The sequence below is a fragment of the Burkholderia sp. AU4i genome (assembly GCF_000466765.1).
In the GTDB taxonomy this organism is placed as follows: Bacteria; Pseudomonadota; Gammaproteobacteria; order Burkholderiales; family Burkholderiaceae; genus Burkholderia; species Burkholderia cepacia.
Genome location: NZ_ASSI01000324.1, coordinates 1 through 5,941 on the forward strand (window position 1 = coordinate 1; position 5,941 = coordinate 5,941).

At 70.5% G+C, this 5,941-nt stretch carries 5 protein-coding genes; 3 read left to right on the forward strand and 2 right to left on the reverse strand.

Annotated features, from left to right (window positions below; all coding sequences use genetic code 11):
- Together L810_RS41680 and L810_RS41685 are read right to left on the reverse strand one after the other, a co-directional pair.
- On the reverse strand, positions 1 to 686 hold a 686-nt coding region (locus tag L810_RS41680), incomplete at its 3' end, for a thiamine pyrophosphate-binding protein (protein ID WP_257009042.1).
- Between the two features lie 230 nt (positions 687 to 916).
- Complete coding sequence (locus L810_RS41685) at positions 917 to 1,852, reverse strand: LysR family transcriptional regulator (protein WP_042978307.1); 936 nt, start codon at positions 1,850 to 1,852, stop codon at positions 917 to 919.
- Between the two features lie 126 nt (positions 1,853 to 1,978).
- Between L810_RS41685 and L810_RS41690 the strand changes: the two genes are divergently transcribed.
- The 3 genes from L810_RS41690 to L810_RS41700 all read left to right on the forward strand — a co-directional run bounded on the left by L810_RS41690 (position 1,979) and on the right by L810_RS41700 (position 5,179).
- Positions 1,979 to 2,623, forward strand: coding sequence for a glutathione S-transferase family protein (locus L810_RS41690; protein ID WP_021164120.1), 645 nt, complete (start codon positions 1,979 to 1,981; stop codon positions 2,621 to 2,623).
- A gap of 36 nt (positions 2,624 to 2,659) precedes the next feature.
- On the forward strand, positions 2,660 to 4,852 hold the full coding sequence (locus tag L810_RS41695; protein ID WP_021164121.1) for a pyridoxamine 5'-phosphate oxidase family protein: 2,193 nt from the start codon (positions 2,660 to 2,662) through the stop codon (positions 4,850 to 4,852).
- 123 nt (positions 4,853 to 4,975) lie between these two features.
- Entirely contained in the window at positions 4,976 to 5,179 is a 204-nt protein-coding gene (locus L810_RS41700) for a DUF2970 domain-containing protein (protein ID WP_021164122.1), read from the forward strand.
- The last annotated feature ends 762 nt before the right edge of the window (positions 5,180 to 5,941 follow it).

Below are 5,941 nucleotides of genomic sequence, written 5' to 3' on the forward strand. Positions count from 1 at the left end.
AGCGGCCGGCGCGCATGGGCGAGCAGGTCCGCGGCCGCCGCGAGCGCGCCGGCGTCCGGTGCGGGGCGGGCGGGCAGCGCGGGTGGCGCGGCGGGCAGCGCGGGCGCCGGCATCACGATCACGTCGAGCGGAATCTCGATGTGCACGGGCCGCGGCCGTGCGCTTTCGAAAACCGCGAACGCGCGCGCGAGCACCTGCGGCAGATCGGCCGCGTCGAGCAGCGTGTGCGAGAACGCGGTGAGTCCCGCGAAGACTTCACGCTGCGACGGCAGCTCGTGCAGGCGGCCGTCGCCGCCGCCGAGCTCGCGCCGAGCGTTGACGCTCGAGATCACCAGCATCGGGATCGAATCCGCGTAGGCCTGTGCCATCGCGGTCGCGATATTGGTCATGCCCGGCCCGGTGATGATGAAGCAGACGCCCGGCCGGCCCGTGACGCGCGCGTAGCCGTCGGCCATGAAGCCGGCCCCCTGTTCGTGGCGCGGCGTCACATGGCGGATCGACGACTCGGCGAGCCCGCGATACAGCTCGACGGTATGCACGCCGGGAATGCCGAACACGCATTCGACGCCATAACGTTCGAGCAGGTCGACGAGTGCTTCGCCGCAGGTGCGGGGACGGGCAAGGAACGGTGCCGGCGCGGCCGTGCGGGCCTCGGCGATGCAGGAGAGGGAGACTGGATGATTCATGGATCGTGACGTGCCGATTGGGAGGGGGAGTGGCCCGTACCGCAAACGAGGGGGCATGCAGCGGATTGTCGGCGTCGATCCGGGGCGCCAACAATCGATTAGTTTTCATGCCGCGCATGAGCGCGTTGCATGGCGATGCGTGGTCGCGAGGATGTCGCGATACATCGGAGGAATGGAATGCGCGGGCCGGCATCGGCGCGGCGCGCAGCCGCAACGGAATTCGGCGGGCGCTAGCGTTCGCGTTTCGTCTTGCGTGCCGGCCGCGTGTCGTCGATCCTCTGCTTCATCGCATCGATGAACGCCCGCACTTTCGGTGAAGGCAGCCGCGTCGACGGATACACCGCGTGAATCCCGGCCGGCGCCGAACGCCACGCGGGCAGCAGCCGCACGAGCCGGCCGGCCGTGACGTCGTCGTCGGTCGAAAAGTCCGTCAGCAGCCCGAAGCCGCCGCCCGCGAGCACGATCGCGCGGCACGCGGTGGCGGTGTTCGACACGACGTGCGCGACACAGCGCACCGAAGCGGTGCCGCCGTTCGCGTCTTCGAGTTCGAGCGTTTGCGGGCGCGGCAGCGTCGACAGCATCACGAACGGCAGCGCGGCGAGCGCATCGGTATCCTGCGGCCGCCCGTGGCGCGCGACGAACGCGGGGCTCGCGACCAGCCATTTCTCGTAGGTGCCGAGCTGCACCGCGCGATAGTTCGAATCGGCGAGGCGGCCGATGCGGATCGCGACGTCGAGGTTGTCCGCGACGAGATCGACGACGCGGTCGTTCGCGACGAGTTCGACGTCGAGGCCCGGATGCCGGTCGCGCAACGCGACGACGGCAGGCGCGACGACCAGCGCGCCGTAGTCGATCGGCACGCTCACGCGCAGCGTGCCGCGCAGCGGCCCCGCGTCGGACGACACCGCGTCGAGCGCGCTTTCCGCGGCGCGCACGATGTCGCGGCACGCGTCGTAGAAGGCCCGCCCGGCGTCGGTCACGCTCAGCCGCCGCGTGGTGCGCACCAGCAGGTTCGCGCCGACCTCGGATTCGAGGCGCTGCATGTGCGTGCTGACGACCGTCTTCGCCAGGCCGAGCCGCTCGGCCGCGGCCGTCAGCGAGCCGGCGTCGACCACCGCGACGAAGACCGCCAGCCGGTTCAGGTTCACGTCGCGCAGATCGGCCATCGTCGATTGTCCTATGGAAGCGGATAATGTTTCCACGATTATCCGTCTTCTGGCGACGAACGGCGAGCGCTACGCTGCAGGTGTTCGTCGCCGATCCCGGCGGCGCGAGATTCCGGAGTGTTTTCCATGTCTGCCGTCCGCAAGCCTGCTTCGCCGATTCGCGTCTACTCGTTCCTGCTGTCCGGGCATGCGCATCGCGTCCGGTTGTTCCTGTCGCTGCTCGGCCTGCCTTCGCAGACCGTCGACGTCGATCTCGCGGCCGGCGCACAGCGCGAGCCGGCGTTCCTCGCGCTCAATCCGCTCGGGCAGGTGCCCGTGATCGACGACGGCGGCACGGTGATCGCCGATTCGAACGCGATCCTCGTGTACCTCGCGAAGCGCTACGGCGACGCGCACTGGCTGCCCGACGACCCGGCCGGCGCGGCCGTCGTGCAGCGCTGGCTCTCGTATGCGGCCGGGCCGATCGCAGCGGGGCCGGCTGCCGCGCGGCTCGTGACCGTGTTCGGCGCGAAGCTCGACCACGAAGCGGCCAAGCGTACGGCCGCGAAAGTGCTCGACGTGATCGATCGCGAGCTGGCCGGCAAGCCTTTCGCGGCCGGTGCGCAGCCGACGATTGCGGACGTTGCCGCGTACTCGTACATCGCGCACGCGCCGGAAGGCGGCGTGTCGCTCGAACCGTATCCACACGTGCGTGCGTGGCTGGCACGCGTCGAGGCGCTACCGGGCTTCGTTGCGATGCCGACGACGCGCGCCGGCCTGCTTGCCGCGTAACGCCCACCGACGCCGCGCCTGCCCACGGAGAACGCGATGAACACCCCGACCACCGTCGTACCGGGCTGGGAACTCGATACCGCACCGTTTCACGCGGGAGAGCTTGCCGTGCAGCAGCGCGCGGGCGTGACGGAGGCCGCGGGTTCGGCCGGCCGGCGCGGGATCCGGCGTTTCATGCCGGACCAGCACCGGACGTTTTTCGCGCAACTGCCGTTCTTCGTGCTGGGCGGCGTCGATGCGAACGGCCAGCCGTGGGCGACGCTGCGGGCCGGCGCGCCGGGGTTCGTGACGTCGCCGGACCCGCGTACGCTGCGCATCGCGGCGCGCGCGTTGCCGGGCGATCCGCTGGACGGCGCGTGGCAGCCGGGCGCGCCGCTCGGCGGGCTCGGGATCGAATTCGATACGCGGCGGCGCAATCGTGTCAACGGCGTCGTGCGCGCGGTCGACGGCGACGCGCTGACGATCGCGGTCGAGCAGAGCTTCGGCAACTGCGCGAAGTACATCCAGGGACGCAAGCCGACATTCGTCGCCCGGGAAGCCGGCGCGTCCGCCGGGCCTGACGTATCGGACGCGTTGAACGACGCCGATCGAGCGCTGCTTGCGCAGGCCGATACGTTCTTCGTCGCGAGCGCGAACACGTCGACCGACGCGGGCGCTGCGCGTGGCGCGGACGTGTCGCATCGCGGCGGGATGCCGGGCTTCGTGCGCGTCGACGATGCGCACACGCTGACGACGCCGGATTTCAGCGGCAACCGCTTCTTCAACACGCTCGGCAACCTGCAGCACGATCCGCGCGCGGGGCTGCTGTTCGTCGATTTCGACAACGGCGACCTGCTGGTTGTGGCCGCGCGCGCCGAGATCGTGTGGGACGGGCCGCTCGTCGCGTCGTTCGACGGCGCGCAGCGGGTCGTGCGGTTCCATGTGCGGGAAGTGCGGCGCATGCGCGCGGTGCTGCCGTTCCGGTGGTCGGCGGTCGAACGTGCGCCGCAGTTCGCGGCGATGGCGGCGATGGCGGCGATGGCGGCGGGCGCGGGTGCGGGTGCGGGTGCGGCGGGCGGGTTGGTGCAGACTTCAACCGCATCGGTCATCGCAGCCGCAGCCGCACCCGCACCCGCATCAGAATCACTATCGGCATCGGCATCGGCATCGGCATCGGCATCGGCATCGGCATCGGCATCGGCATCGGCATCGGCATCGGCATCGACATCCGCATGGCGGCCGCTGCGCATCGCGAAGATCGTCGACGAAGCGCGCGCGATTCGCTCGTTTCATTTCGAACCGGTGGACGGCGGCGCATTGCCCGCCTACGAAGCCGGGCAGCACCTGACGCTGCGTGTCGCGCTGCCGGGAAGCGACGCGCCGTCGATCCGCAGCTACACGCTCTCCGATGCGCCGGGCGGCACGCATTACCGGATCACCGTGAAGCGCGAAGGGCGCGTATCGGCATGGCTGCACGATCGCGCGCAGGCGGGCATGACGCTCGACGCGCAGATGCCGCGCGGGCATTTCACGTTCGATCTCGCGAGCCCGCGCCCGGCCGTGCTCGTGTCGGCCGGCATCGGCATCACGCCGATGATCGCGATGCTGCGCCGCGCGCTGGCGGACGATCGGCCATCGTGCCGCGTGGTGTTCGTGCATGGCGCTCGCGACGCGGCCGACCGGCCGTTCGCGGCGGGGCTGGCACGCATCGCGGCCGCCGACGCACGGCTGTCGCTCCACTGGTTCGACAGCCATCCTCACGACGGCTCTGCAGCGCAGGCAGGCCGTATCGACATCGCGCAACTGAAGCGGCTCCTGACGTTCGACGATTACGACTTCTACCTGTGCGGGCCGTCGGCGTTCATGCGCGACCTGTACGACGGGCTGCGTGCGCTGAACGTGCCGGATGAACGCATCCGCTTCGAGGCGTTCGGGCCGTCGAGCGTGGGACGCAGCGCGACCCGCACGACCGGGGCGCCGGTCTCAAGCGTGCCGGTGGTGTTCCGGCGCACGGGCCGCGATGCCGCATGGACGCCCGCCGGCGGCACGTTGCTCGAATTCGCGGAAGGGCAGCGCGTGGCCGTGCCGTCCGAATGCCGCTCCGGGTCGTGCGGCACGTGCGCGACGCGCGTGCTGTCGGGCGCGGTCGACTACGAGCAGGCGCCCGATGCGCCGGTCGAACCCGGCTGCGCGTTGCTGTGCGTCGCGCGGCCCGCGCAAGGGTCGGAGCCGCTCGTGCTCGACTGCTGACGCGCCCTGCGACATGCGGCCGCAGACGGCCTGCTGCGCGAAAAGCGCGCGCAACTGCTTCTTTTTTCGGATGCCGGTCGGATCGACGATAGCGTCAACCGATTCGATGAAAGGAGCACAACCATGAAACTGCTCGGCATGATCAAGCTGGTCCTGTGGAGTTTCTTCGGCGTACGCAACAGCAAGGCGCACGCGGCCGATCTCGCGAACGTCAACTACACGTTGCTGCCGTTCGTGGCGATCGTGCTCGCGCTGCTCGTCGGCGCGGTGATCTACGGCGTCGTGCACCTGGTCGTCGATCCGACCGCGACGATGCAGGGATTCTGACCGGCCGCCGAATCGCGAGCGGGCGAACGTTCCCGCTCCGGTTTCCGGCCGCGTGACCGGCGCGTGACGGTGCCTGTCATCGAGGTGGCCGCGCACGACGCCAGTCATGCGCACATCGGCACCGTCGCCGCCGTGCCGCGCGAATCGCGCGGTTCCCGTTCCCGCCTTCCCCGCCCATCCGATTCACCCGATTCGCCCGATTCCAGGGCAGCCCGCCCCGCCCGGGGTAAAATGCGCGCCGCGCCGCGATGTCGTGCGCGACGGGCACGCCGCCGTTCCAGCGAACGGCGCGCACCAGACCGTCGCGCCCGTACCGGGGCGTTCGAAGCGTCCCCCCGCATGACAAGACCGCGCGATGCAGCCGGCCGCCCGATACGCCCCGACGAACCGGTCGACGGCAGCGTCGGTTCCCGGTGCGTCACCTGAATCCGATGTCCCATCCTGCGTCTTCCCGACCGAGCGGCACGCTTGCGTGCCGGATCGTCTGGTTCGCCCGGTTCGTCTGACGAATGTCGTGCCGGCGCGTGCGTCCGGCGGAGGCAGACCCGGTCGCGGGCACGCTTCGCAGCTTCGTAACGGGTTTCGACAGGGTCGAGTGGCGAGTTTTCCATCCAGAGCAATGACGGTGAATAGAACAACAGCGTCGCCCGCACGGCGGCGGCGCGCGAAGGTCGGGCTTGGTGTCGGCGTCGGCATCACGCTTTTCGCGGCCCAGGCCGCCGCGGCGCAGGGCGACACGCCCGCGCCGGACGCCGGGGCGGC

What these genes read in the sequence shown, in the direction of transcription:
- L810_RS41700 (WP_021164122.1), top strand. Translation starts at nt 4,976, where the DNA reads ATGAAACTGCTCGGCATGATCAAGCTGGTCCTGTGGAGTTTCTTCGGC.
- L810_RS41685 (WP_042978307.1), bottom strand. Translation starts at nt 1,852, where the DNA reads ATGGCCGATCTGCGCGACGTGAACCTGAACCGGCTGGCGGTCTTCGTC.
- L810_RS41690 (WP_021164120.1), top strand. Translation starts at nt 1,979, where the DNA reads ATGTCTGCCGTCCGCAAGCCTGCTTCGCCGATTCGCGTCTACTCGTTC.
- L810_RS41695 (WP_021164121.1), top strand. Translation starts at nt 2,660, where the DNA reads ATGAACACCCCGACCACCGTCGTACCGGGCTGGGAACTCGATACCGCA.